Below are 1,763 nucleotides of genomic sequence, written 5' to 3' on the forward strand. Positions count from 1 at the left end.
CCCCTCAACGTTGTAGCCTTGCGTGAAGCCGCCGGTGATGCTCTTGGCTTGCTCAAACCGCGTCATCCGCCCATCCTGCACGTTGTGGAACATGCACGCGGTCCAAGACCAAGCAGTGTGCTTGCCATCCATCAACTTCTTGTCGCCCTTCTCGTAGAGACTGAAATGCGTCTCCAGCGACTTGAAGAGTTCGCCACGACGGTCATACGTGGCATACGCAATGAACATCATGTTGCGCACATCGACCCACACTCGCTTCTTGCTGACAGGGGCACGCGGGAATCCGACGGGCTCTGCTTCAAAGATCACGACATCAGGGCACAGCTCCATGTTTGCGTCATAGAACGTAAGGCCCTTGGGGCCACCGTGCACGGGTCGCTCCCAATTCGGATGATCCCCATACCACGTTTGCGAGACCCCGCCCAACAGAGGACCGCGGCCGACAATCTTGTAGTTCCCCCAAGTGAGCATTGGGTCGCCGGACGCCCACGCATCCGAGAGATAGAAGTTGATGCCGGCAGCAATCGGCTCGAACCGTTGGTTCGTCGGGAACTTTCGTACACGCTTGAACGCCGGCAGATAGCCCACCAACTCCGGGAACTTGCGTTGGTCGTAGTACCAAGTACTGAGATAGCTAGTTCCTCTTGAGTCGCTCGGCGCGGTGAAGAGGACCGTATTGAAGCGAAGCTTGTCCTCCGCACCAGGAAACACCTTGCCATCAACACGTGACTGGGTGTTCTGCTCGATCCAGACGAAATCGTACTGATAGCTAAGCGAACCATCAGGAGCAACTTCCTGGTCTCGCATACAGTAGAGCGAATTGTCGTGGCGCCCCCAAGAAAGCGTCAGATTCGCAGCCACCTCGGCTCCCGTCTTCGCATCGGGGAACGGATTACCACCAATCCATGGCTTGCCATCCAGCGTGACGATGTTTCCGTCCGCATTGAGCTTGGCTTTACCCTGGTTCCGCAGAGTAGCTTCAAGATGCTCATACGGGTACATCCTCGTCACATCTCGCGTAGTCGGCACGATCTTGATCTTCCGACCCATCTTCTTGATCTGCATGTACGCGACTGGGTCGAGCAGATCTTTAACAATGTCGACATTTTCGGCAGTAACGAAGTCGCCAGTTTTGACCTTCCCCTTCGACCAGGCATCTACCGACAACAATTCGTCGGGGTACGCCTTGGTGATATCCGCGGAGTTCCCGATCATCGGCCATAGAGGCCCCAGAACGCCGGCTGTCGCGATCCCTTTCGCGGTCTGCTCCAGGAAGAAGCGACGGCTAAAATCGTGGTCATACTTTCTGATATGCATAGTTGTCTCCTACGTTGTTTTCACGAACAGCAATCTTCAAGCATCGCGCATGAAGGTTAAGCAGGAACCGCAATCTGCGGTCTTTTCTCTACGGACTCCGATAGTCCCGTCATGTCGCTGTCTAGGAACCTCGGCCTAATCAGGTAGACCAGCAGCGGAAGAAGAATCAGAGCCAAGACCATGTTGATGAACATCACGATCACGAGAAGCAGCCCCATATCAGACAAGAACTTCAGCTCGGAAAGGAAGTACCAAGGAAGAAGACCAATAGTCATCAATGCCGCAGTAAAGAAAATCGCCTTTCCGCAGGTTGCAAGCGATATCCGGATAGCTGCACCAACATCCTTCTTTGCCGCGCCTTGGTACTCTTCGCAGATTCTGGTGAGCAGGTAAATTCCGTAGTCGATGCCAACACCAATCCCAATAGCAAGAATTGGGAGCGTGTT

2 protein-coding genes are annotated in these 1,763 nt (G+C 54.3%); both read right to left on the reverse strand.

The features are described 5' to 3' along the window. A partial coding sequence (locus x551_RS21740) for a DUF1329 domain-containing protein (protein ID WP_036251329.1) occupies nucleotides 1-1,317 on the reverse strand: 1,317 nt, incomplete at its 3' end. Nucleotides 1,318-1,373: 56 nt separating this feature from the next. Then, nucleotides 1,374-1,763, reverse strand: a 390-nt coding sequence (locus x551_RS24775) for an MMPL family transporter (protein WP_152543629.1), incomplete at its 5' end; no start/stop codon positions are given.

Source organism: Methylibium sp. T29 (assembly GCF_000576205.1).
Classification (GTDB): Bacteria; Pseudomonadota; Gammaproteobacteria; order Burkholderiales; family Burkholderiaceae_C; genus Methylibium; species Methylibium petroleiphilum.